At 64.5% G+C, this 22,929-nt stretch carries 18 protein-coding genes; 1 reads left to right on the top strand and 17 read right to left on the bottom strand.

Features of this window, described 5'->3' with window-relative positions; translation table 11 throughout:
* Positions 1-4 precede the first annotated feature (4 nt).
* From GCN75_RS04115 to ppc, 13 genes are all read right to left on the bottom strand, one after another.
* Positions 5-820: an aminoglycoside phosphotransferase family protein gene (locus GCN75_RS04115; RefSeq protein WP_152281472.1), complete on the bottom strand. Its 816-nt coding sequence runs from the start codon at positions 818-820 to the stop codon at positions 5-7.
* A gap of 61 nt (positions 821-881) precedes the next feature.
* Complete coding sequence (locus GCN75_RS04110; RefSeq protein WP_152281471.1) at positions 882-1,877, bottom strand: response regulator; 996 nt, start codon at positions 1,875-1,877, stop codon at positions 882-884.
* Positions 1,878-1,897: 20 nt separating this feature from the next.
* Positions 1,898-5,611 carry a PAS domain S-box protein gene (locus tag GCN75_RS04105; RefSeq protein WP_152281470.1) on the bottom strand — a complete coding sequence of 1,238 codons (3,714 nt, stop codon included), beginning with the start codon at positions 5,609-5,611 and terminating at the stop codon, positions 1,898-1,900.
* 351 nt (positions 5,612-5,962) lie between these two features.
* Positions 5,963-6,619, bottom strand: coding sequence for a hypothetical protein (locus tag GCN75_RS04100; protein ID WP_152281469.1), 657 nt, complete (start codon positions 6,617-6,619; stop codon positions 5,963-5,965).
* Complete coding sequence (locus tag GCN75_RS04095) at positions 6,616-6,984, bottom strand: hypothetical protein (RefSeq protein ID WP_152281468.1); 369 nt, start codon at positions 6,982-6,984, stop codon at positions 6,616-6,618. Before GCN75_RS04095 ends, GCN75_RS04100 begins: the two co-directional genes overlap by 4 nt.
* A gap of 74 nt (positions 6,985-7,058) precedes the next feature.
* Positions 7,059-9,557: a TonB-dependent siderophore receptor gene (locus GCN75_RS04090; RefSeq protein WP_152281467.1), complete on the bottom strand. Its 2,499-nt coding sequence runs from the start codon at positions 9,555-9,557 to the stop codon at positions 7,059-7,061.
* 93 nt (positions 9,558-9,650) lie between these two features.
* Positions 9,651-10,619 (bottom strand): FecR domain-containing protein, encoded by a 969-nt coding sequence (locus GCN75_RS04085; RefSeq protein ID WP_193317373.1) that lies wholly within the window; start codon positions 10,617-10,619, stop codon positions 9,651-9,653.
* Positions 10,616-11,122 (bottom strand): sigma-70 family RNA polymerase sigma factor, encoded by a 507-nt coding sequence (locus GCN75_RS04080; RefSeq protein ID WP_226941080.1) that lies wholly within the window; start codon positions 11,120-11,122, stop codon positions 10,616-10,618. The genes GCN75_RS04085 and GCN75_RS04080 overlap by 4 nt, the downstream gene beginning before the upstream one ends.
* A 223-nt stretch (positions 11,123-11,345) precedes the next feature.
* Positions 11,346-12,113, bottom strand: coding sequence for an NYN domain-containing protein (locus GCN75_RS04075; RefSeq protein ID WP_226941078.1), 768 nt, complete (start codon positions 12,111-12,113; stop codon positions 11,346-11,348).
* Positions 12,114-12,158: 45 nt separating this feature from the next.
* Complete coding sequence (locus GCN75_RS04070; RefSeq protein WP_152281464.1) at positions 12,159-12,569, bottom strand: hypothetical protein; 411 nt, start codon at positions 12,567-12,569, stop codon at positions 12,159-12,161.
* A gap of 286 nt (positions 12,570-12,855) precedes the next feature.
* Positions 12,856-14,316 carry a pyruvate kinase gene (pyk, locus tag GCN75_RS04065; protein ID WP_080698726.1) on the bottom strand — a complete coding sequence of 487 codons (1,461 nt, stop codon included), beginning with the start codon at positions 14,314-14,316 and terminating at the stop codon, positions 12,856-12,858.
* Positions 14,317-14,403: 87 nt separating this feature from the next.
* Complete coding sequence (gene gap / locus GCN75_RS04060) at positions 14,404-15,414, bottom strand: type I glyceraldehyde-3-phosphate dehydrogenase (protein ID WP_152281463.1); 1,011 nt, start codon at positions 15,412-15,414, stop codon at positions 14,404-14,406.
* A 78-nt stretch (positions 15,415-15,492) separates the two neighbouring features.
* Positions 15,493-18,246, bottom strand: coding sequence for a phosphoenolpyruvate carboxylase (gene ppc, locus GCN75_RS04055; protein WP_226941077.1), 2,754 nt, complete (start codon positions 18,244-18,246; stop codon positions 15,493-15,495).
* A gap of 358 nt (positions 18,247-18,604) precedes the next feature.
* Here ppc and GCN75_RS04050 point away from each other — a divergent pair, with 358 nt between their 5' ends.
* Positions 18,605-19,060, top strand: a complete 456-nt coding sequence (locus tag GCN75_RS04050) for an RrF2 family transcriptional regulator (RefSeq protein WP_152281462.1) — start codon at positions 18,605-18,607, stop codon at positions 19,058-19,060.
* Positions 19,061-19,126: 66 nt separating this feature from the next.
* On the opposite strand, the gene GCN75_RS04045 is transcribed toward GCN75_RS04050, so the two are convergent.
* The 4 genes from GCN75_RS04045 to GCN75_RS04030 all read right to left on the bottom strand — a co-directional run bounded on the left by GCN75_RS04045 (position 19,127) and on the right by GCN75_RS04030 (position 22,877).
* Positions 19,127-20,812 carry a cation acetate symporter gene (locus GCN75_RS04045; RefSeq protein WP_152281461.1) on the bottom strand — a complete coding sequence of 562 codons (1,686 nt, stop codon included), beginning with the start codon at positions 20,810-20,812 and terminating at the stop codon, positions 19,127-19,129.
* Positions 20,809-21,117 carry a DUF485 domain-containing protein gene (locus tag GCN75_RS04040; RefSeq protein WP_152281460.1) on the bottom strand — a complete coding sequence of 103 codons (309 nt, stop codon included), beginning with the start codon at positions 21,115-21,117 and terminating at the stop codon, positions 20,809-20,811. Before GCN75_RS04040 ends, GCN75_RS04045 begins: the two co-directional genes overlap by 4 nt.
* A 131-nt stretch (positions 21,118-21,248) precedes the next feature.
* On the bottom strand, positions 21,249-22,430 hold the full coding sequence (hmpA, locus tag GCN75_RS04035; RefSeq protein ID WP_152281459.1) for an NO-inducible flavohemoprotein: 1,182 nt from the start codon (positions 22,428-22,430) through the stop codon (positions 21,249-21,251).
* A gap of 33 nt (positions 22,431-22,463) precedes the next feature.
* Positions 22,464-22,877 carry a hemerythrin domain-containing protein gene (locus GCN75_RS04030; protein ID WP_152281458.1) on the bottom strand — a complete coding sequence of 138 codons (414 nt, stop codon included), beginning with the start codon at positions 22,875-22,877 and terminating at the stop codon, positions 22,464-22,466.
* Between the last annotated feature and the right edge of the window lie 52 nt (positions 22,878-22,929).

The raw sequence follows: 22,929 nt of genomic DNA, 5'->3' as shown, positions 1-22,929 counted from the left end.
CGCATCAGGCTTGCAGCGCTTCCAGCGCCATGGCGGCCACTGCCAGCGCCGTTTCCGGCGGCGTGCCGTCCTCGAGGTGCCAGGCCGCCGACAGGCCCGCCCAGGCGGCGCACCATGCCAGCAGGCGTACACGCTCCAGCCCCGCCGCATCGGCGATCAGCGCGACCTGCCGTTGCAGCCGGCCCGGCGCCATGGCCAGCGCGCCATCCGGGTTGCACAGGATATTGGCGAAGTCAAAGCCCCGCTCGCCCATATAGCCTTTCGGGTCTATGGCCAGCCAGCCGCGCGCACCGCCATCGAGCACGTTACCGTGATGCAGGTCGCCATGCAGCACGACGCTGTCCTGCGGCGCCGCAAGCAAATCCCGCGCCACGGCCTGGCATGCGGAAAATACGCCGCCGTGCGCGGCGGCGGCGCCCAGAGCGGCGAAGCAGCCGGACAAGGAAGGAAGTGGCGGCGCCATGGGCCGCGGCGCATGCAGCCGCGACGCCACGGCGCACAGGATAGCGGTGGCCGCCGCATCGCCCTCCTCGCCCGTGCGCGCCAGCGCGGCCAGTGAACGGGTACCCCTGGCCCATTCGAGCAGCAGCGCATCGCCATCCGTGGAAGCGGCCAGCACGCACACGGCGGCATCACCATCCCACCAGCGCAGCACGACGCCGGCGCGCCGTTCGTCGTCGCCCGTCGACAGCTTCAGCATAGCCGGCTGGCCGCTCCGCAGCACGGGCAGCAGACTTGCCGCGTGCGTGTGCAGGGGGGCGCCATCGGCCTGCAATGACCATAGCTCAAGGTAGTTGGCAAGGCGGTCCTGGTAATCCATGGGCAATCCCCGGGTGAAGGTCAAGGCGCCACTATACGGGACAGGACAACGCGCAGCCAGTTCACGCCGGCTCGCGCCACTGGTCCTTGATCTCCAGCATGGCCGGCAGTTGCTCGATGAACAAGGCCAGCAAGGCCGGGTCGAAGTGCGTGCCGCTGTCGCGCTGCATGGTGGCGATCGCGTCCGGCACCGTCCAGGCGGGCTTGTACGGGCGTTCGCTGGTGAGCGCGTCGAAGACGTCGGCGATGGCGACGATGCGGCCTTCGTGGGGGATTTCCTCGCCTTTCAAACCGTGCGGATAGCCGCTGCCATCCCATTTTTCGTGGTGCGTCAAGGCGATGGTGCGCGCCATTTTCAAGAGGCCGCCCGCGTGCTCGCCGATGATGGCCGCGCCGATTTCCGCGTGGCTGCGCATGACTTTCCATTCGTCCGCATCGAGCTTGCCCGGCTTTTGCAGGATGGCGTCGGGGATGCCGATCTTGCCCACGTCGTGCATGGGCGCCGCGTTGAGCAGGTCTTCCGCCCTGCCGGCGCTGTAGCCGGCCGCCAGCGCCAGCTGGCGCGCGTAATAGCTCATGCGGATGACGTGCATGCCCGTCTCGTTGTCCTTGTATTCGGCCGCCTGCCCCAGGGTCTGGATCACCTGCAGGCGCGAGCGGCGCAATTCCTCGGCGTCGACCAGCGACAGATGCGTGCGCACGCGGGCCCGCACGATGGGCGGGCTGACGGGTTTCGTGATGTAGTCGACGGCGCCCGCGTCAAAGCCGTCCGCCTCGTCCTTCACGTCGCACAGGGCCGTCACAAAAATGACGGGGATGGAAGCGGTGAGCGGCATGGCCTTGAGCTGGCGGCACACTTCGTAGCCCGTCATGGCGGGCATCATGATGTCGAGCAGGATCAGTTCGACGGGATTGTTCTGCGCCAGCTCCAGCGCCTTCTCGCCATCCTTCGCGTACAGCAGGCGGTAATCGTCCTGCAGGATCTGGCGCAGCACCTGCAGGTTCGTCGCTTCGTCGTCGACCAGCAGCAGGATCGGTTTGTCTTCGTGTAAGGTCATCGTCAGCCCAATATCAGGAATCAGGAAAGGTCGGCCGGCGCCGGCGCTTCCAGCCACGCCAGCATCTGGCGCAGCACGCCCGCGGCACGCGCAAATTCAAAGTCGTCGATGGCGCTGGCCAGCGTTTGCAGGCGCTGCTGCTGGCCGTGCGGCGCCAGCAAGGCGGCGATCTGCGCCATCAAGGCATCGTCGAGCTGCCCGCCTTCCAGGCTGGCGATGGCTTGCCGCAGCAAGGCACCGGCGGCGGCCGCATCGAGGGGAGCGCTGGCGGCCGGCGCGGCACCGGCCGATGCCGGCAGCGCCCCGATGTCCGCTTCCAGCTCGGCTGCCAGCGCCATGAAGGCGGCCGCCAGCTGCACCAGCAATTCGGTCGCCGGCAGCTGACGCGCGATGGCTTGCTCGATGCGTCCCAGCAGGCTTTCCACCTGCACCAGGCACAGATTGCCCGCCGCGCCCTTGATACGGTGCAGCAGGTGGCCCGCCACGCTGCTGCCGCCCCGCTCCATCTCGGCCGCCAGCATGGCGGCGCAATCGCCATTGGCCTGCACGAAACGGGCGATAGCCCGCTGCAAGGTTTCGCGGCCGCCCCACAGGGCGATGCCGCGCTGCCAATCCACCTGGCCGGCGGCGGCACGCGCCGCCGAACCGGCCGCCGGCGGCGGCATGGCCACGGCGATATCGAGCAGGCGGGCGATTTCCGCCGTCAGCTTGTGCATTTCCAGCGGTTTCGAGGCAAAGCCGTTCATGCCGGCTGTCTGCGCGGCACGCCGGTCCTGTTCCAGCACGCTGGCCGTCAGCGCGATGATGGGTGTCGCCTTCAAGCCCTGCTCGCGCTCGTGCACGCGGATCAGGCGCGCCGCTTCCAGGCCATCCATGCGCGGCATCTGCACGTCCATCAGCACAATATCGAAACCGCCCTTGCCGAATTCGCGCACGGCGCTCTCGCCGTCGCTGGCGGCGATCACCTGGTGGCCGGCCGCGCCCAGGCTGATCAGCAGCAGCTCCACGTTCTGCGGCACGTCGTCGGCCGCCAGGATGCGCAGCGGCGGCAAGGCCACCACGGGCTGCTCGCTGCGGCGCGCCACGGCCTTGCCCGGCGCCAGCGGCAGCAGCACGTGGAACACGCTGCCCACGCCCAGAGTGCTTTCCACCGTGATGGTGCCCCCCATCAGTTCGACCAGCTGCAGCGAAATCGTCGTGCCCAGGCCCGTGCCGCCAAAGCGGCGGCTCATGGACGAATCGGCTTGCGTAAATGGGGCGAAAATCTTGTCCAGGCGGTCGGCGGGAATGCCGATGCCCGTGTCGTGCACGGCGATATGCACCTGCTCGCCCTGCATGCCGACGGCCACGCGCACATGGCCCACCTCCGTGAACTTGACGGCGTTGCCGATCAAATTCGTCAGCACCTGCTGCACCCGGCGCGCATCGCCCAGGAAGAACTGGCCCATGCCAGGGTCGACATCCACATGCAGCACCAGGTCGCGCGCATGCGCCGTGATGCGCAGCGACGCGGCGACATGGTCGACCAGGTCCGGCAGCGAAAAGTCCACCAGTTCCAGCTCGGTCGCGCCTTTTTCCAGCTTGGCCGTGTCGAGGATGTCGTTGAGCAGATCGAGCAGGGAACGGGCCGACTGGCGCACCGTGCCCAGATGGCGGCGCTGCAGGCTGTCCAGGGCGGTCCCCAGCAGCACTTCCGTGAAGCCGATGATGGCGTTCATCGGCGTGCGGATTTCATGGCTCATGTTGGCCAGGAAGCTGGTCTTCGATTCGGCCGCCAGCTCGGCGCGGTCCTTGGCCGCGCGCAGGTTTTCCTGCATGGCGCGCCGTTCGCTCACGTCGGTGGCCAGCTTGACCACCTTGAACGGCTTGCCGTCCGTATTGAAGATGGGGTTGTAGGAAGCCTGTATCCACACTTCCCGGCCATCCTTGCAGATGCGCTTGTACTCGCCCGTATTGAATTCGCCCTGCGCCAGGTGCTGCCAGAACGCGATGTAATCGGGCGAAGTCACATAGCCCGGCTCGCAGAAGATGCTGTGGTGCAGGCCCAGCACGTCGTCGGGCCGGTAGCCGACCAGGTCGAGGAAGTTCTCGTTGACCGCCAGGATGCGCCCCTGCAGGTCGAATTCCGCGACGGCCGTCGCGCGCGAGATGGCCGTCACCTTGCCTTCGTACTCGGCATTGCGCAATTCGCTTTCCGTGATGTCGAGGATGACGCCGTCGATCCAGCGCACAACGCCGTCGTTGTCGAGCACGGGGCCGCTGCTTTCGCGCACCCAGCGCTCGCGCCCGTCGCGGTGGATCAGGCGGTAGACGTTCTCGAAGTCGCGCTTTTCGCCGGCCGCCTGCACGCAGGTGTCGTTGACGCGCTGGCGGTCGTCCGGGTGCACGAGGTCGAACAGCCTGACCCGCCCGTCGACGAAGTCCTGCGGCATCCAGCCCGTCAGGTTGAAGACGGCGTCGCTGATGAAGATCATCTTCCATTCGGGCGCGAAGCTGCAGTGGAACGAGACGCCGGGGATATTGCGGATCAAGGTGCGGTACTGGCGCTCGCTGTCCTTGAGCGCCTGCTCCATGCTGCGCGACGAGCGCATGTCCGTGACAAACGCCACGAACAGGGGCTGGCCCGGCGTGTCGATCTTGCCGATGGCCACGCGCATGGGCAGCACGGCGCCGTCCTTGTGGCAACCATCGAGTTCGCGTCCGCTGTCGAGGATGCGCGAGGCGCCCGTTTCCAGGTAGTCGCGCAGATAGCCCTCGTATTCGGCCGCGTCGGCCGGCTGCAGCAGCACGCTGGCGTCGCGTCCCACGATCTCGGCTTCGCGCCAGCCGAACAGGCTTTCCGCGGCGGGATTGAAGGAGCGCACCTTGCCCTGGCCGTCGATGGTGATCAGGCCATCGGCCGCCGTATCGACGATGGCGCGCAGGCGCGACTCGCTGGCACTGGCATGGCGCAGCAGCTGGCGGTAGCGCAGCAAACCGTTCGCGGCCGCCACGAAAACGGTCAGGGTGACGGTGATCAAGGCCACGGCCAGGGCCACGAACGAGGCTTGCACCGTGATCGTGTTGTCGCCCACGGTGGGGGTGCCGGAAAAGCGCGCGGCCAGCATGCCCGTGTAATGCATGCCGGAAATGGCCAGGCCCATAACGACACTGCTGACCAGCAGCGCCGCCAGCGGGCTGAGGCGCTGGCGCAAGGCATGCAGGCCGAAGCGTATCCACAGCGCCAGCATGGCCATGACGACGGCCACCAGCAGCGACAGGGCAAACAGCCACGGCTGGTAATGCAGGGTCAGCGAGGTCTGCATGGCGGCCATGCCGCTGTAATGCATGGAGCCGATGCCCAGCCCCACCAGCACGCCGCCCACCACCAGCTGGCGCCAGCTGATGCGCGGGCGCGCCAGCAAGTGCAGCGCCACCCACGACGCCGCCACGCCGGGCAGCATCGACAGCAGGGTCAGGCTGGGGTCGAAGGACACGCGCGTGCAGATGTCGAAGGCCAGCATGCCGATGAAATGCATGGACCAGATGCCGCCGCCGAGCGCGATGGCGCCCGTGATGATGGCCGTCTGGCGCTGGAAGCCCCGCTCGCTGCTGCGCGCCATGCCGGCGATCTGCAAGGCCATGAACGAGGCAAAGATGGCGATACCGATGGAAAACAGCACCAGCCCGACATCGTGCGTGCCGTAGATGTACGGCATGGTATCGGTCGATGCGGTAAAGATGGAACTAAACATACTGTCGTGGCATAAGAGAGTGAAACCTAACGTCGCAAAACATGACTGTGCACCGCGCGCCGGTGCCAGGCTTTTTAGTAAAGCGGCAACACAGCGAAAATGACAACGGTAGCAGTCGACCAGGGCAAGGCTCGGTCATCACGCCCGCGCCTGCCGCGCGGGGGAAAGGTGCTCGTTCAGAGAGAACAAGCGGAATGCGTACGAACTCTGGCGCGGATGGCTGGCCGCCAGCGTGACGATGATTTTTTAAAGAGCCATGAGTATAGTTGCTTTGCGAAAATATTCATAGGACTTCAGCAATACAGTTATCAAAACTGATATTTATTGCGGCGGCGATGCGACAATGCCCTCCTACGCCTGCGGCCAGCGCGCGCGGATGGCCTCGGATTGCTGGCTCAGCGGGCCGAACGTCTCGCTGACAGGGATACCGGCCAGTTTACAACGGCGGACGAGCTCCTCCTTGATCTGGCACAAGGACCAGCGTTGCGGCACGGGCAAGTTCAGGCCCACCACGCGGATCAGCGGACAGTCCCCCAAGGTCGTGTAGAGCAGCAGCTCCACGCGCGCCAGCGGCGCCGCGGTCCGGTAGACCTGCAACGCGCCCCCATACGTGACCACTTCCAGCCGCTGCAGCTGCGTCAAGTCCAGCAGCACGCTTTTATCCCAGCCGGGCAAGCGTCGCGCCTGTCGCCGCAGCAACAGGCCCCCGTCGCCCAGCTCCGCATGAAAGAGCAGGCCCCGTCCGGGAAACAGTACCAGGCCAGCCACCCAGGCGGCCAGCGCCAGCGGACCGAACAACACTGCCTCGCCCGCATACGGCACGTTGCGCCAGACGGCTTGCAGCATGAAGGCGAGGATCAGCGCGCAACCGCCCAGCAGCACGCTGCGCGACAGCACGGGACGCATATCCGCCATCAGCGCCGCCTGGGCCGCAGCATCGTCGGCCGGCGCAAAGCAGATCCATTCGGCGCGCACCGGTTTCAGGGTGCGCGCCGGTTCTCCGCTCAAGCGTTCTGCGCCAGCATGGCGCGGAACCAGGCCAGCTGCTCGCGCGTCAGGTAATTGGCGCCGTCGCCATGCAGGATGACGATCTCGATCTCGGCCGGGATCGAGGCAAGCAATTGCGCGCCCGTCACGGGAATGTTGGGAAACGCGATGCCGGCCAGGAAAGCGGGATCTTCCGCCACCGTCACGCAGCGGCGCTCGGGATTGGGCGACGGCACGAGGAACAGGTCGATCTGCTCGCTTTGTCCGCCGATCACGACGTGCAATTGCGCGGCCAGCAGCTCGGGCAGGATCAGCTCGATGTTGTTCTCGGCGCGCGATTGTTGGAAAGCATTTTTCAGGGGAGTCGATGCAGGCGTGGCGGTCATGGCAAATTGGAAAGATAAAGACGGCGGCAGTGTAGCAGAGGCGCCCGGACGGGCGCGCTCCGCTGGCGCAGCCGTTACATCTTGTAGTTCAGCGAGACCAGCACGCTGCGCGGCGCGCCGTAGCGTTCCAGCCCGCCCGACCAGGAATAGCCGAGTCCCTGGTAGTAGCGGCGATCGAGCACATTATCGACGTTTACGCGCAGCTGCAGCTGCTCGCTGAGGCGGTAGCCGGCCGTCAGGCCGACCAGCGCATAGCCGCCCTGCCGCGTCAGGTAGCCGGGATCGCGGCGGTAGATCTTGTCCTGCGCGTAGACGGAGGCGCCCAGGTTCCAGCGCGCCAGGCTGCCGTTCAGCTGCACATTCGTCATCAGCTTGAACAGCTGCTTCGGCTCGTCCGTGGCGATGCGCTGGCCGATATTCGCCGCCACGCTGTCCTTCGTGTACTTGGCCAGCACATAGGTGTAGCCGCCCGCGATCTGCCAGCCCGGCAATGGCGAACCCGACAATTGCAGGTCGACACCCTCGCTCTGCACCTGCCCCGCCGCGCGGGCGCAGTAGATGGCGCCGCCCGTGGGGCAATTGACTTCATCGGCCATGGCGCGGTTGTTCTGCCTGATGCGGAACAAGGCGCCGCTGGCATTGAGCCTGCCGCCGAAATACTCGCCCTTGACGCCCACTTCCAGGTTGGTGCCGCTCAGCGGCGGCAAGGTATTGCCGCGCACATCCAGCGAGCTTTGCGGCTCGAAAATCTGCGTGCCGCTCGCATACACGGAATGGTGCTGGTCCACATCGTAGACGAGGCCCGCATACGGCGTGAACTTCGCGTTTTCCGTCAGGCTGCGGCGCCATGCGGGATTGGAGGAATACCAGCCCGTCACGTCCTGCGCGTACCAGCCGAAGCGCCCGCCCAGCACCAGGCGCAGGGGATCGGCCAGGCTGAAGTTGCCGGCCGCATACAAGCCCTTCTCGTTCGTCTTGCGGCCCCAGTTGTAGGGCTCGAACGCCGTGCCGCGCATCGGGTAGGCGTACGGATTCCAGCTACGGATGTCGATCACGCGCGTGCCCGCGCCCTCCCAGCTCTGGCCCGCGTCCGAATCGTCGTGGCGGTAGCTGGCGCCCACGATCACGTCGTGCTGGCGGCCGAACCACGTGACGGGGCCGCTCAGGCGCCAGTCGGCCACCACTTGTTCCGTATTGTACTTCCAGCCCGTTTCCGACTGGCTCAGCTTGTATACTTCGCCATCGATGCGGCTGTTGGTGGTGTTGCGCGTGCTGGACGAGGCATCGATATGCGTGATGGCGAAGCGGCTGCGCCAGCCCTTCTCCAGCCTGGTTTCCAGGTCGGCAAAGACGACGTTGTTGTCGCGTTTCTGGAACGAGTCCGCATTATTCAGGAAGGTCGAGCGGGGCAAGGGCATGTGGCTGCCATCGGTAAACGTGGGCAAGCCGACGAACACGCCGTCGGTGCGGCTGTGCTGGCGCGAAAAACCGATGCCGGCCGTGGTCGATGGCGTCAGGTCCGCCTCGACGATCGCATACACGGTGCTGTTCCTGTTGTTGACCACGTCGACGAAGCTGTCGCTGTCGCGCCAGCTGGCCGCCACGCGCCCGCGCACGCTGCCCGACTCGTTCAGCGCATTGCTGGCGTCCACCGTCAATTGCCGGTCCTTCCAGCTGCCCAAGTGGGCGGACGCGTTCAGCAAGGGCGTGGCCGTGGGGCGCTTGCGTATCATGTTGATGCTGCCCGACGGCGCGCCCGCCCCTTCCATCAGCCCCGTGGCGCCGCGCACCACTTCCACGCGGTCGTACATCAGCATGTCGGCGGAGACATTGCGTTCATTAAAACCCGTCACATCGAGCGGCAAGCCATCGACATTGACGTGGCTCAAGGCAAAACCGCGCGCGAAATACGTGGTTTCCTGATCGGACACGCCCTGCGTCTTGCCATAGATGCCGGGCGTGGCCCGCGCCACGTCCTGCAAGGTGGTCAGATCGAAATCCTCCATTTGCTGGCGCGAAATGACGCTGACCGTTTGCGGCGTGTGGCGCTGCGACAGGTTCAAGCCCGTGGCCGTCGACAGATTGCGCGACGTATAAAGTCCCGTGCCTTCCGTGGCGCGGTCCGCCTCGGCGCTGACGACGACGGCGGGCATGCTCTCCATGCCGCCATCGGCCGTGCTCGTATTGATCTTGCGCAACAGGTAATTACCGTTGCCACCGTCCGTCACTTCCAGCCCGCTGCCTTGCAGCAGTTTTTGCAGGCCCGCGGCAACGCCATGGCGGCCCTGCAAGCCTGGCGTGGCCAGGCCGTCCAGCGCCACGCCCTGCGTGGACAGGTTGATGCCGGCGGCGATGGCAAACGTGGACAACGCGCCGCGCAGGCTGCCGGCGGGAATATTGTAGTCGCGCACGCTCGCGGATGGGCTGGCCTCGGCGGCCAGCGCCGTGTGCGGCAAGCCGGCGCCAGCGGCGCCCACGGTCAGCAGCAGGATCAGCGCGGCGCGCACGGCGCCCGTGGTGGGATGGAGCGCGAGTGGCGTCCACGGTGAAAATATGCGGTGCTGCACAGCCATGTAAAACCCTTTCGATGGTTCGGATTGTTCGTTCTCTACCTTGTATGACGAAGCAATCCCCAAAAAGGGACAGGCGGGCGGCAAATAATTTCTTCAGACCGCCTCGACGCTGATCCAGTAGCGCGTGCGGCGTACCAGCCGGATCGGCAGGGAACGCTGCAGCAAGAGCAGGATGTTGTCCGGGTCGCTCAGCTGGAAGATGCCGTCCACGGGCATGGCGGCCAGCGCGGGATCGCAGCGCAGCACGCCGTAGCGGTAGCGCGCCACGTGGTCGAGCACCTCGCCCAGCGGCATGCGCTCGGCGATCAGCACGCCCTGCAGCCAGCCGGCGGCGTGCGGCGCCAGCGGCGTCAAGGCCGAAACGGCACGATCATCGAAACTGCCCTGCTGGCCCGCATCGACCCTGCGAACGGCCCCGGACGCCTGCGATGGCTGGATTTCGACGGCGCCCTCGCTGACGCTCACCTGCGTGCGCGACGCCAGCACGCTGCCTAGGTGGCGCACGCTGAAATGCGTGCCCAGCGCGCGTACGGCGCCATTGTTGCTGCGCACGAGGAACGGGCGCGCCGGCACGGCGCCATCGTGCGCCGTGCCAACGTGGATTTCACCCGCATGCAAGACCACGAGCCGCGCCCCGTCGTCAAAGCGCACGTCGATGGCCGTGTCCGTGTTGAGCACCAGTTGCGTGCCATCAGGCAAGTTCATATGGCGGATTTCGCCCCTGGCCGTGCGGATGGCGGCGCGCCACGCTTGCCAGGGCTCTGACTGACTGGCCAGCCACAGGGCCGGGCCGGCCGCGATCAGCCCCGCCAGGCCGTAGAGTACGGCACGCCGCTGCGGCGACTGGGGCGCCCCGTCCGCCGCCTGGCGCAGCGCGGGGGGCACGCTGGCCAGGGTGCTGCACACGAGCTCGGCCCGCTGCCAGGCCGTTTCGTGCGCGGGATCGCCGGCGCGCCAGGCCTCGAACGCCTGTTGCTCGGCTGCAGTCAAGGGGCCCGCATGCAGGCGCACCAGCCATTGCGCTGCGGCGCGCGCCGCGCGCGGGTCGATGGCCCGGTTCACAGGATCAGCAGGATGCAGCGCTCGAACGCCTGCACCATGTAGCGCTTGATGCTGCGCTCGCTCACGGCCAGGCGCCCGGCGATTTCCCCATAGCCGAGGCCATCGACATGGGCCAGCAGGAAGGCGCTGCGCACCAGCGGCGGCAAGCCGTCCAGCATGGTATCGATGCGCTGCAGGGCTTCGCGCACGAGCAGCCGCTCTTCCGGCGACTGCATCAGCAGATCGGGCTGCTGCGCCAGGGTTTCCAGCCACGCCTGCTCCAGCGACACGCGCCGGTAATGGTCGATCAGCAGGCGCTGCGCCACGGTCGTCAGGTAGGCGCGCGGTTCGCGCAGGGTCTGCCGGCCTTCAGGCGGCACCGTCAGCAGGCGCACGAAGGTATCCTGCGCCAGGTCGGCCGCGTGGTCGGCGCACTGCAGCTTGGCGCGCAGCCAGCGCATCAGCCAGCCATGATGATTGCTGTAAATGACTGCGATCGATTCGCCGGATTGCGCAATGTTCACTAGGGACTCCGATGCGCTCAAGGCAAGGCGCGGCCGCGATGGCGGCCGGCCGCAAGGCAAGCGACTCAATTGATAATAATTCTCATTATCACAAATCATTGCCGCCGGCGTCAATGCCGGCGCCTGCCCAGCCTGGCAAACTGTTGTTTCAGCGTGGCGCGCCATCGGGGAGCCGCCCGCACGCTACGCTGCAGCCTGTCCCGCACTCCGCGCCTACGCCGGCTTAACGTTTTGGCGCGGGCTTCGCTGCCGCCGGCACCGGGCGCGGCACGCTGGGCTTGACGTACATCGCGGTATTATCGCTGCGCATCTCGATATCGAACATGCCGCTCGCGCGCAGGACTTCGCTGAGCTTTTTGTAGCCGTAATTGATGGGCGAAAAGGAACTGGTATTGGAAACGTACTTGCCCACCTTGCTCAAATGGGACCAGCCGTCGATTTCCGACGTCTGGTTCACGGCATTGACCAGCAGTTGCCTCAAGACAGGGTCCTCGGTCAGCATGCTGTCGCGAACAGGTTCCGCCGCAGCCTGCCCCGTCGCGGCTTGCGCCGCAGGCACCAGGTTTTCGATGTAGATGAACTGGGAACACGCCTGCACGAACGCCAGCGGCGTTTTGCGTTCGCCGAAACCGAAGACGGGCAAGCCGCTTTCCAGGATGCGCATGACGAGGGGCGTGAAATCGCTGTCGCTCGTCATCAGGGCAAAGCCATCGACATTCTTGCTGTACAACAAGTCCATCGCATCGATGATCATCGCCGCGTCCGTCGCGTTCTTGCCGCTGGTGTACGCGAACTGCTGCAACGGGCGTATCGCGTTAGGGTGCAGTTTTTCCACCCAGCCGCTCAGATAGCTGCTCTTCCAGTCGCCATGCGCATGCCGCACATTAACCGTGCCATGCTTGGCCAGCTCGGCCAGCACGCCTTCCACCGCCGTGCTGCTCACGTTATCGCAATCGATCAATAAGGCAATGCGCATGTCATTGGGTTTCACGGTCACTCCTGCAAGAGCCGGTGCACGGCAGCACCGGTATCAACATCAGCGCATCGCAGGGGGCAAGACGGCTGGCGCCCTCTCGACGTCCGCCCCCTTCCGCTGCATCCAGATATCGGCGATCAGGCGGTATTCCAGTTTCTTTTGATAATGCCCCACGCCGCCGTATTCGACCGTCAGCCAGATACAGCGATGGCCCGCGACGCCGCCGACCAGCCTGCGCATGGGCACGGTGTCATCGAGAATAACGTCGCTGGGGTTGAATTTTCCACCGATATCCGCGATCCCCGCGATGCCCGGCCTGGCGCGCCCCAGCAAGTACTGCACCTGGGCAGGCAGTGCGTCGAGCGTAGTCACTGCCGCCCTGTCGTCCGCATCGCATGTCGCGTCCTGCGCGCGGGACTGGGCCGGGCACGCCAGCATGACCATCAGTACGGCAGCATATCCAGGTTTCATCTTGACGCGACTCTCTCTGACATCGTTGTCCGTATCGGCTTGGAATTGCCAAATGGGAAAGCCCCCATCTTCTCACGCGGAAGCCGATAGCGCCAGCTGGCCGGGCACGGGCGTGGCAAGGCCGCCAGGACGGCCATGATTTATATCAGAGAACAAACAGGAATAATAAGCTGGAATAATGAGCAGGACTGCGCCAGCGCGCCCAGGACGGGCAGGATCAGGGCCGGCCGCGACCGGTCACCTGCAGCGGGCGACGTCCGGCAGGCGGACGCCCCCCGGTCATCGGTCAGTGCTGGCCGATCTTCATGATTTTCAGCGCATTCGTGCCGCCCACCTTGCCCATCGGCTCGCCCCAGGTCAGCACGACGGTGTCGCCCTTGGCCACCACCTTATGTTCCACCAGCAAATCTTCCGCCTGTTGCAAGACCTTGTCGCGGTCCGTGCCGGACGTCAGTTCCAGGGTGCTGACGTTGCGGTACAGGGCCAGCTTGCGGCGCGTGCCCACGCTCGGGGTCAGGGCCACGATGGGGATGTCGATGTTGCAGCGGCTCATCCACAGCGCCGTGGAACCCGACTCCGTCAGGGTGGCGATGGCTTTCACGCGCAGGTGGTGGGCCGTAAACAGGGCGCCATACGCGATCGACTGGTCGATGCGCGAGAACGTGGCGTTGAGGAAATCGGCATCGAGCTTGCAGGTATCCCACTTTTCCGCGTCCAGGCAGATGGCGGCCATCGCTTCCACCGTTTCGATCGGATAGCGGCCCGAGGCCGTTTCCGCCGACGTCATCACGGCATCCGTGCCGTCCAGCACGGCATTGGCCACGTCCGACACTTCCGCGCGCGTGGGCACGGCGTTGACGATCATCGATTCCATCATCTGCGTGGCCGTGATCGCCAGCTTGTTCGACGCGCGCGCCATCTTGATCATGCGCTTTTGCAAGGCCGGCACGGCCGCATTGCCCACCTCGACCGCCAGGTCGCCGCGCGCCACCATGATGCCGTCGGACGCGTCGAGGATTTCCTGCAGTGCAGGAATGGCTTCCGCGCGTTCGATCTTGGCGATCATCATCGGCTTGTGGTCCCACGCTTCGCCCGCGATATTGGCCAGCTGGCGCGCCATGACCATGTCGGTGGCGTTTTTCGGGAAAGACACGGCCACGTAGTCGGCCTGGAAACTCATCGCCGTCTTCACGTCTTCCATGTCTTTGGCCGTCAGGGCCGGAGCCGACAAGCCGCCGCCCTGGCGGTTGATGCCCTTGTTGTTCGACAACTCGCCGCCGATTTTCACTGTCGTGTGGATTTCGCTGCCGACGACCTTGTCGACCGTCAAGACGATCAAGCCGTCATTGAGCAGCAGCACGTCGGCGGTGCGCAAGTCGCGCGGCAATTCCTTGTAGTCGAGGCCGCAGCGCTCGATGTTGCCCAGTTCGCCGTTCTCGCCCCACTTGGCATCGAGGATGAACTTGGCGCCGTTTTCCAGGAAAATCTTGCCTTCTTCAAACTTGCCGACGCGAATTTTCGGACCTTGCAAGTCGGCCATGATGGCCACTTCGCGGCCGCACAGGGCTGCTGCTTCGCGCACCATGCGGGCGCGGTCGATATGGTCTTGCGCCTTGCCATGCGAGAAGTTCAGGCGCACGACGTCGACGCCGGCCTTGAACATGCGGACCAGGGTATCGATATCGTTCGAAGCGGGGCCGATGGTGGAAACGATCTTGGTGGCGCGTTGCTGTACTTGCATGGTCATGGTGTGCTGCTTTCTATAATAAGTTGCTACAAGGGCCAGCCTTGTGGGCCGGCCGTCCTGGTGCGCTGGATCAGCGGTAAAACCTTGTTATTGAGCCGCCATCAGGGCGACCGTGGTGTCGAGCATGCGGTTCGAGAAGCCCCATTCGTTGTCGTACCACGACGACACTTTCACGAGGCGGCCCGACACCTTGGTCAGGGTCGAATCGAAGTTCGACGAAGCCGGGTTGTGGTTGAAATCGATGGAAACGAGCGGTTCCGTCTGGTACGTGAGGATGCCTTTCAGCGCGCCTTCCGATGCCGCTTTCAGCAGCGCATTCACCTCGTCCACCGTCGTGTCGCGCTTGGCGATGAAGGACAGGTCGACCAGCGAGACGTTGATCGTCGGCACGCGCACGGCAAAGCCATCGAGCTTGCCATTGAGTTCCGGCAAGACCAGGCCCACGGCCGCTGCCGCTCCCGTCTTGGTGGGAATCATCGAATGCGTGGCCGAACGGGCGCGGCGCAAGTCTTCATGCATCACGTCGGACAGCACCTGGTCATTCGTGTAGGCGTGCACGGTGGTCATCAGGCCCGATTCGATGCCGATGGCGTCGTTGAGCGGCTTGACCAGTGGCGCGAGGCAATTCGTCGTGCACGAGGCATTCGAAATGACCGTATCCGAGGCTTTCAAGACGTGCTGGTTGACGCCGAACACGATGGTGGCATCGACATCCTTGCCACCCGGCGCCGAGATGATGACTTTCTTTGCGCCGCCCTTCAGATGGGCCGAGGCTTTTTCCTTGGTCGTGAAGAAACCCGTGCACTCGAGCACCACGTCGACGCCGAGTTCGCCCCACGGTATCAGGGCCGGGTCGCGCTGCGCGAACACGCGGATGCGGTCGCCGTTGACGATCATGTTGTCGCCGTCGATGGTAACGACGCCGGGAAACTTGCCGTGCACCGTATCGTAGCGCGTCAGATGCGCATTCGACTTGGCGTCGCCCAGGTCGTTGATGGCGACGATTTCGATATCCTGCTGCTTGCCGCCTTCATAAAACGCGCGCAAGACATTGCGGCCGATGCGGCCATAGCCATTGATGGCAACTTTGATGGTCATGCTGTCTCCTTGTTGTTTTACTTAAAACTAAGCCAAGTGCAAAGCTGGGGTCAGACCCGGCGGGTCTGACCCCAAAAATTAACCGCTGTTGCGCAACCCCGCCGCAATGCCATTGATCGACAAATGAATCCCCGTGCGCGCGGCAGCATCCTGCTTGCCTTCGCGGAAGCGTTTCAGCAATTCCACCTGCACGTGGTTGAGCGGATCGATGTACGGGAAACGGTTGCGTATCGAGCGCTGCATCAGCGGATTGGATTGCTGCAACTCTTCCTGGCCCGTGATCAGTTTCAGGGCGTCCAGGGTAGCCGCATATTCGGCGCGGATACGCGTAAAGATGGCATCGCGCAAGGTCTTGTCCTTGACCAGTTCCGCATACTTGCCGGCAATGGCGATGTCGCTCTTGGCCAGCACCATGTCCATGTTCGACAGCAGGGACGTGAAGAATGGCCAATCCGTGTACATGCCGCGCAGCACATCCGCGCCGCCGTCCGGATGGGCGGCCAGGTAGGCTTGCACGGCGGAACCGAAGCCGAACCAGCCCGGCAGCATCAAGCGGCATTGCGCCCAGCTCAAGACCCACGGGATCGCGCGCAAATCCTCGATGGACGTGGATTTCTTGCGCGAGGCGGGACGACTACCGATGTTCAGTGCGGCAATTTCCGCGATCACCGTCGATTCCCAGAAATACTGCTCGAAGCCCTCCGTGCCGTAGACGAGGTCGCGGTAGGCATTCAGGGCCGTGCCGGACAGCTCTTCCATGGCTGCCAGGTGGCCCGCGCCGGCCGAGGCCTTCGGCTGGAGGTGCGCCTGCGGCAGCAGGGTCGACTGGATGGTGGCGGCCACCAGCACTTCCAGGTTGCGGCGCCCTACTTCCGGGTTCGCATACTTGGCCGTGATGACTTCGCCCTGCTCCGTCAAACGGATCTGTCCCTGCACGGCGCCGGCCGGCTGGGCCAGGATGGCTTCATAGCTGGGTCCGCCGCCGCGGCCCACGGAACCGCCGCGGCCATGGAACAGGCGCAGCTTGATCTGTTCCTGCTTGAAGACCGTCACCAGTTCGATCTCGGCCTTGTAGAGTTCCCAGCCGGACGTCAGGAAACCGCCGTCCTTGTTGCTGTCCGAATAGCCGAGCATGACTTCCTGCTGGTCCGCGCGCGACGCCAGCAAGCCCCGGTAGAACGGCAAGCCGAACGCGCGCGCCATGATGGCGGGACCGGCGCGCAAGTCGTCGATGGTTTCAAACAGGGGAATGATATTGACGTCGACTTCGCGGCTGTCCTGGCGCAGCAAGCCCACTTCCTTGAGCAGCAAGGCCACTTCCAGCAAGTCCGAGACGCTGGCCGCCTTCGAGATGATGCAATTCGGCACCGATTCCTGGCCGTACTTGACGTGGGCTTCGCGCACGGCGCGGAAGATGTCGAGTTCGGATGTGGTTTCTTCCGAGTACTGCGCATACGGCGACGTCAGCAGGCGCGGCGACTGCAGCTCGGCCAGCAGCAAGGCGATGCGCTGCTCTTCATCAAGGTCCAGGTAAACGAGGCCCGGCTGGGCGCCCGCGAACAGTTCGCCCACGACGCGCTCGTGCACGTCGGAATTCTGGCGCAAGTCCAGCGGCGCCAGCGAGAAGCCGAAGACCTTGACGGCGCGGCGCAGCTGGCGCAGCCGGCCCCGCGCCAGCGCGCGCAAGCCATTGCTGACGAGCGAATGCTGGACCACGTCCAGGTCGGCCAGCAGCTCGGCTGCCGCAGCGTAGGGCTGCACGCCGTCGGCTTGCTTGCCCTTGCCGGAGAGCACGACGCGCGTGTTTTCCAGGCGCGCATGGATGCCGTGCAAGGCGCGGCGGTACGGCTCGTCAACCCTGTGCGGCGACGCGTCGGCCGAGCGCTCGGCCAGCGCGCGCAGCGGCTCGCTGCAGCCATTGAGTATCTGCGCCAGCGACAGTTGCGACGCGAGCTTGCGCAATTCACCGAGGTAGAAATCGAGTGCCTTGTCGGCCTGCGTCTGCAAGGTGCTGCGCAGGATGTCGGCCATCACGAACGGGTTGCCGTCGCGGTCGCCGCCTATCCAGCTGCCCACTTTCATGAAGTTGGGCAATTCCACATCTTCCCAGCGGGCATCGCGCTGGGCCAGCATGGTTTCCAGCGATGAATACAGTTTCGGCAGTTCACGCAGGATCGTGTGGTCATAGAACGACAGGCCATTGGCCACTTCATCCATGACGGACAGCTTGCTCGTGCGCAGCAGGCGCGTCTGCCACAGGGTGACGATGCCGCGGCCCAGCGCCTCTTCATTCTGCTCCGCCTCTTCCGGCGTCATTTGTACGCGGTCGCGCTCGCTCAACAGGCGCGCGATGGCCATCTGGCAATTCTGGATGCTCTTGCGCTGCACTTCCGTCGGGTGGGCCGTGAACACGGGGCTGACGAAGGCATCGTCAAAGAACGACGCCAGCGCATCGGCCTTGCCCGCGTCGAACACGTTGCCGACGGCATGGCTGAGGCTACCCTGGCGCGGCGGCGAACCGGCGATCAGATGGGCGCGCGTGCGGCGGATATGGTGCTGGTCTTCCGCAATGTTGGCCAGCAGCGAAAAATAGCTGAAAGCGCGCGTCAATTGCGTGGTTTCTTCCTGCGACAGCGCTTGCAGCGCAGCGGACAGCTGCGCGCGCGCCGCTTCATCATTGTCGCGGCGGAAACGGATGGCCAGCTGGCGCACATGTTCGATACGTTCGAAGGCGGGGTCGCCCAGGTGGTTGCGGATGGCGTCGCCCAAGAGACGGCCCAGCTGGCGGATATCGCTGCTCAGCAGCTCGTCTTTCACTTCATTCATTTGCATGGTATTCATTTCCTGGAGCGGCCACGGCGGCACCGCACAGATTGCGTCGTACGCGCTCCCCGGCCCGGGAAACGCTCATCATCCAATTTGTAGTAAATTTACCTTATTGTTTCACCATCCTCTTGATTTTCATCAGAAAAATCCATGCTCAAAGGGTTATAAAGGGCTTGCAAGCTATTTACCAGGGCAACAATATGAAAATTTACTACGCATTTGATCGAAAGGCAATCACCTTTTGCCTTTCGAGGCTGAAATGTGGCGTGAAAATGCGCAGCAGACCCGCTGCGGCAAGGCACTCTCCTGTATGCTGGCGGCTGAAACAAGGATGTAATCCACATCTTTACCGACCCGACTAGCGATGCGACTGACTGCCTACACCGACTACACCCTGCGCACCCTGATGTACCTGGGCGTGCACCGCGACCGCCTCGTGACCATCCAGGACATTGCCGACCTGCATGCCATCTCGAAGAATCACCTGATGAAGGTCGTACACCAGCTGGGCCTGTCCGGCATCGTGGAAACCGTGCGCGGAAGGAATGGCGGCCTGCGCCTGGCGCGCGACCCGGCCGAGATCAATATCGGCACCGTGGTGCGCGAGACGGAAAGCGATTTCTTTATGGCGGAATGTTTCAACAAGGACAGCAACACTTGCCCGCTGACACCCGATTGCCTGCTGAAGGCCAGGCTGGGCCAGGCCACGGCCGCCTTCCTGGCCGTGCTCGACACGGTGACCCTGGCATCGATACTCGACGCGGCGCCGGGCGCGCCGGCGCTGGCGGCGGGCGTGATTCCCCTGCACCTGGCACAGTAGCAGGTGCACAAAAACAACAATGCCCGGCGAACCGGGCATTGTTTTCTGCAAGGACTAGCTGATCAATCAGTGCGCGCTGGCGCCTGCCGCGCCGATGCCCGTTTCCGAGCGCATCTGCTGCGCTTCGTAACCGGCGCGGTCGATGCGCGCGCGGGGGCTCTTGTCGAGCACCGAGAACAGCCAGATGCCGACGAAGCCTGCCGTCATCGAGAACAGCGCCGGCGACGCATACGGGAACAGCGCTTCGCCATGGCCCAGCACGTCCACCCACACGGACTTCGACACCACCGTCAGCGCGACGGCCGTGATCAAGCCCAGGAAGCCACCGATGGTGGCGCCCCGCGTGGTGCAGTCTTTCCACAGCACCGACATGAACAGCACGGGGAAGTTGGCCGAAGCGGCGATGGCAAAGGCCAGCGAGACCATGAAGGCGATGTTCTGCTTCTCGAACGCAATGCCCAGCACCACGGCAATGATGCCCAGCACGATCGTCGTCACGCGCGACACCTTCAATTCGTTGGCGCCCGTGGCCTTGCCCTTCTTGATGACGGTGGCATACAGATCGTGCGACACGGCCGACGCGCCCGACAGGGTCAAGCCCGCCACGACGGCGAGGATGGTGGCAAAGGCGACGGCCGACATGAAGCCGAGGAAGACGTTGCCGCCCACGGCCTTGGCCAGGTGCACGGCCGCCATGTTGTTACCGCCCAGCAGCTTGCCAGCCGCATCCTTGAACTCGGGATTGGTGCTCACCAGCACGATGGCGCCAAAGCCGATGATGAAGGTCAGGATATAGAAATAAGCGATCCAGGTGGTGGCCCAGAACACGGACTTGCGCGCTTCCTTGGCGCTGGGCACCGTGAAGAAACGCATCAGGATGTGCGGCAAGCCAGCCGTACCAAACATCAGCGCCATGCCGAACGAGATGGCCGAGATCGGGTCCTTGATGAAGGAACCGGGGCCCATGATGGCTTCCTTGGTGGCATGCACGTCCACCGACTTGGCGAACAGCGCTTCCGGGCTGAAATTGAATTGCGCCAGCACGGCCACGGCCATGAAGGTGGCGCCGCCCAGCAGCATCACGGCCTTGATGATCTGCACCCAGGTGGTGGCCGTCATGCCGCCAAACAGCACGTAGATCATCATCAGGGTGCCCACCAGCACGACGGCGATCCAGTATTCGAGGCCGAACAGCAGCTTGATCAGCTGGCCCGCGCCCACCATCTGCGCGATCAGGTAGAACGCCACGACGACCAGGGTGCCGGACGCGGAAAAGATGCGGATCGGCGCCTGCTTGAAGCGGTAGGCGGCCACGTCGGCAAAGGTGAAGCGGCCCAGGTTGCGCAGGCGCTCGGCCATCAGAAAGGTGATGACGGGCCAGCCGACGAGAAAGCCGATGGCATAGATCAGGCCATCGTAGCCGTTCAAAAAGACGGCGGCGGAAATGCCGAGGAAGGAAGCGGCCGACATATAGTCGCCCGCGATGGCCAGGCCATTCTGGAAACCCGTGATGCCGCCGCCGGCCGTGTAGAAATCGGAGGCCGACTTTGTCTTCGCGGCCGCCCACTTGGTGACGAACAGGGTGAAGATGACGAAGGCGGCGAACATGATGATCGCCGTCCAGTTGGTGGGCTGCTTGACTGCCTGGCCCAGGTCGGCGCCGGCCGCCAGCACGCTGCTGCTGGCGCCCGCCAGCACGGCCAGGGCTGCCAGGCAGGCGCATGTGCGTTGCGTCGATGGGGCGCCGCTCATGCTTGCACCCGTGCCTGGATGGCGTTGCTCAGGTCGTCGAATTGCTTGTTGGCGCGGCGCACATAGATACCCGTGACCAGCACGGTAAACACGATGACGAACAGGCCGATCGGCATGCCCCAGGTCATCACGCCGGTGCCCGTTTTTGTGGCGAGGAATTCCTTGTCGAAGGCGATGAGCAGGATGTAGCCGTAGTACACCAGCATCATCAGGCCCGTCAGCGCCCAGCCGAAGCGGGAACGTACCTTGACCAGCTGATGATAGTTGGGGTCGCTCTTGATTTTTTGAACGAGATCGTCATGCATTGTGTTGCCTCCTGTTATGTAAAAGCTGCTCTGTTATTTTCGAGCTTGGCTTCACAGTACAGCGCGAGGCTTACCCGCCCCTTACGGCAGCGGTTTTTTCTCGCGGCGGCAACACGCGGCAGGCGGCACCATCAATTCAGTGCGGCGGCCGGTCCGAAGAATTCATGGTGCGTCTGCTGTTCCGGCACGCCCAGTTCGCGCAAGTATTGCTTGACGGCCCGCATGAATGGCTGCGGCCCCAGGAAGTAGGCATCGACGTCGCGCGAGGCCGGCAGCCAGTGCGCCAGCTGCTCCTTGTCCAGCAAGCCGACGGCGTCCGGCGCATCGTGTTCGCCTTCATGTTCCGCGTAGCAGTAATAGCGCTGCAGTTGCGGATGCTGGGCGGCCAGTGCGTCGATCTGCGCGCGGAATGCATGCACGCCCCGGTTGCGCGCCGCGTGGATGAAATGCACGGGTCGCTTGCCGCGCAGGGCCGTCGCCAGCATGGCCAGGGTGGGCGTGATGCCCACGCCGCCGCTGATCAGCACCAGCGGCTTGTCGCTCTGCGTCAGCACGAAGTCGCCCGATGGCGGCGTCAGCTGCACTGTGTCTCCCGCCTGCACGCCGTCATGGAAGAAATTCGACACCTTGCCGCCCTCTTCGCGCTTGACGCTGATGCGGTACGTCTGGCCATTGCTGGCGGCCGACAGCGAATACTGGCGGCGCATGGGCACGCCATCGACGGTGGCCAGCACGCCGATGTATTGACCTGGCGCAAAGTCGAGCACGGGCCGGCCATCGGCGGGCGCCAGCAGGAAGGACGTGATCTCGCCGCTTTCCACCGTCTTGCTGCGCACGGTAAAGTCGCGCGCGCCGCTCCAGCCACCGGGTGCGGCCGCCTGCGCTTTGTAGATGCGCCCTTCTTCGCCGGCCAGGATATCGGCCAGCTGGCCGTAGGCCGCGCCCCAGGCGTCGATGACGGCGTCGCTGGCCACCTCGGCGCCCAGCACTTCGCGGATCGCTTGCAGCAGGCTGGCGCCCACCAGCGGATAGTGTTCGGCGCGAATCTGCAGGGCCACGTGCTTGTTGACGATGGTGGCCACCAGGTCGCCCAGCGCTTCGAGCCGGTCGATATGCTTGGCATACATCAGCACGCCATTGGCCAGCGCCCGCTGCTGGTCGCCGCTGTGCTGGTGCGCCTGGTTAAAGTACGGCAGCACTTCGGGATGGTCGCGGAACAGGTTCTTGTAGAAATGGCGGGTCAGCGCTTCGCCGCCCTGCTCGAGGATGGGGACGGTGGCGGTGATGATGGTGCGTTGTTGCTGGGTCAGCATGTAAAACTCCTGTGTATCTATCAGTAAGCGGTCTCAGGCGAGAGATTCTATGGCGGGATAAAGATCATGGTCTTCGCGCCGCATGCGCTGGAATAGCGCGTGCAGCACGGTATTGGCTTCGCTGCGGAACGCTTCCGGTTCGGCTGCCAGGCGCACGGGCGTATTCCAGCGGCCCGCAAAATCCAGGTAGGCGCCCGCGATGCCGTGCATCTCGTTTTCGTACTGGCGGCCCAGCTGGGCTACGCTGGCCACGCCGCACGCTTGCGCGGCCGGGTACAGATAGCGCTGCTCGACGGCCAGGTGCAGCTTGATCAAGCCGCTCATGGCAATGATCTGTTCGGCTATGGCCTGCGCCTGCGCGGCAACACCGCCGCGCGCCAGCTGGCGCAAGTCATCGATGGCGGCCAGGATGGCCAGGTGCTGTTGTTTGAATTTGTCGATATTCATGGCGTGTTTCTCTTGTTGAGTGCAGCCAGTGTAGCGGAATTCACATAAACAT

Origin of the sequence: Janthinobacterium violaceinigrum (assembly GCF_009208555.1) — a bacterium.
Taxonomy (GTDB): Bacteria; Pseudomonadota; Gammaproteobacteria; order Burkholderiales; family Burkholderiaceae_D; genus Janthinobacterium; species Janthinobacterium violaceinigrum.
This window is presented reverse-complemented; position numbering and strand designations above follow the sequence as displayed.

Coding starts and splice junctions, on each gene's coding strand:
- GCN75_RS04050 (WP_152281462.1), top strand. CDS start 18,605: ATGCGACTGACTGCCTACACCGACTACACCCTGCGCACCCTGATGTAC.
- GCN75_RS04110 (WP_152281471.1), bottom strand. CDS start 1,877: ATGACCTTACACGAAGACAAACCGATCCTGCTGCTGGTCGACGACGAA.
- GCN75_RS04070 (WP_152281464.1), bottom strand. CDS start 12,569: ATGAAACCTGGATATGCTGCCGTACTGATGGTCATGCTGGCGTGCCCG.
- GCN75_RS04105 (WP_152281470.1), bottom strand. CDS start 5,611: ATGTTTAGTTCCATCTTTACCGCATCGACCGATACCATGCCGTACATC.
- GCN75_RS04090 (WP_152281467.1), bottom strand. CDS start 9,557: ATGGCTGTGCAGCACCGCATATTTTCACCGTGGACGCCACTCGCGCTC.
- GCN75_RS04095 (WP_152281468.1), bottom strand. CDS start 6,984: ATGACCGCCACGCCTGCATCGACTCCCCTGAAAAATGCTTTCCAACAA.
- GCN75_RS04115 (WP_152281472.1), bottom strand. CDS start 820: ATGGATTACCAGGACCGCCTTGCCAACTACCTTGAGCTATGGTCATTG.
- hmpA (WP_152281459.1), bottom strand. CDS start 22,430: ATGCTGACCCAGCAACAACGCACCATCATCACCGCCACCGTCCCCATC.
- GCN75_RS04030 (WP_152281458.1), bottom strand. CDS start 22,877: ATGAATATCGACAAATTCAAACAACAGCACCTGGCCATCCTGGCCGCC.
- ppc (WP_226941077.1), bottom strand. CDS start 18,246: ATGCAAATGAATGAAGTGAAAGACGAGCTGCTGAGCAGCGATATCCGC.
- GCN75_RS04040 (WP_152281460.1), bottom strand. CDS start 21,117: ATGCATGACGATCTCGTTCAAAAAATCAAGAGCGACCCCAACTATCAT.
- GCN75_RS04045 (WP_152281461.1), bottom strand. CDS start 20,812: ATGAGCGGCGCCCCATCGACGCAACGCACATGCGCCTGCCTGGCAGCC.
- gap (WP_152281463.1), bottom strand. CDS start 15,414: ATGACCATCAAAGTTGCCATCAATGGCTATGGCCGCATCGGCCGCAAT.
- pyk (WP_080698726.1), bottom strand. CDS start 14,316: ATGACCATGCAAGTACAGCAACGCGCCACCAAGATCGTTTCCACCATC.